Genomic DNA, 1,237 nt, shown 5'->3' on the forward strand with positions numbered 1-1,237 from the left:
CGCGATCGCGCCGGTGGCGGCCGGCTCGGTCGCCGCCGAGGGCACCGGCCCGCCCGGCGTATCCAACCCGTAGATGTCGTCGCGGAAATGGACGCGGCCGTCCGGCGTGGCGTAGCCGGTGAGGTAGACGAAGGTGACGGGGACGGGCTTGACCAGCTTGAGGTCGCGGCGCTCGCCGTCGGCGATGCCGGTCTCGATCTCGATCGGGCCCCAGGCCGAGCCCGGCCCGTTCGGCCCCTCGACGCCCTGGAGCAGCCAGCCGACCAGCTCCTTGACCCCGCCGACGCGGACGCAGCCGTGGCTGTGGAAGCGGACGTTGCGGGAAAACAGCGATTTCGAGGGCGTGTCGTGCATGTAGACCGCGAAGCGGTTCGGCATGTCGATCCGCACCTGGCCGAGCGAGTTGTCGAAGCCGGAATCCTGGCGCAGCGTGTAGGCGACCGCCTTCTCGGTGTTCCAGTTCACCGCCGTCGGGTCGACCTCGACGCCGCCGGGGCCGAGGATGCGGATGTGGTTCTTGGCGAGATAGCCCGGCTCCTTGCGCATCCGCGGGATGATCTCGTTCTTCACCACCGAGACCGGCACCGTCCAGGTCGGGTTGAAGTTGATGTCGGTGATCCGGGTCTCGACGCTGGGGGTCGCCTTGTCGGGCTTGCCGACCACGGCGACGTAGCGGCGCGCGACCTGGCCGTTCTCCACCGCCTCGACGGTGGCCGCCGGGATGTTGACGACGACGTAGCGCTCGCCGAACGGGAACTTCGAGCCCATCAGCCGCGCCGCCGAGGCCGCGAGCTGGCGCTGGCGGACGGAGGCCGGCACGTTGAGCGCGGCGATCGTCAGCCGGCCGATCAGCCCGGATTCCGGCAGGCCGTGGCGGGCCTGGAACGCCGTCACCGCCGCGACCAGCGGCGGATCGAGCCGGTCGCTCGGGGGCGCGTCAGCGGGCAGGTCGCCGGTGAGCGTGAGGTGGTGGCGCAGCGCCGGGATCTCCGGGTTCGACGCGCCCGGCTTGAACACCGTGCTCTCGGGCACCGGCGCCCAGCCGCCGGCATCGGCGAAGGCCTGGTACAGGTCGGCCGCGCGCAGGGTGTCGGTGAAGGTCTTCTGCGTCAGCGTCGGGCGCGGGTCCGCCGAGACGGTGGCGTAGACCAGCTCCGGCTCGGGCTTGCGCTTCGCCGCCTCGCGGGGCGCCGCCTCCGGGGCGGCGGCCGCGAGCGGTGCCGACGCCGGCACGCCC

1 protein-coding gene is annotated in these 1,237 nt (G+C 72.7%); it reads right to left on the minus strand.

Annotated elements, in window-relative coordinates:
- Window positions 1-1,237: L,D-transpeptidase family protein (locus tag FV227_RS28585; RefSeq protein WP_147860476.1), on the minus strand; the 1,237-nt coding region annotated here is incomplete at both ends.

Source organism: Methylobacterium sp. WL119 (assembly GCF_008039875.1).
Lineage (GTDB): Bacteria > Pseudomonadota > Alphaproteobacteria > Rhizobiales > Beijerinckiaceae > Methylobacterium.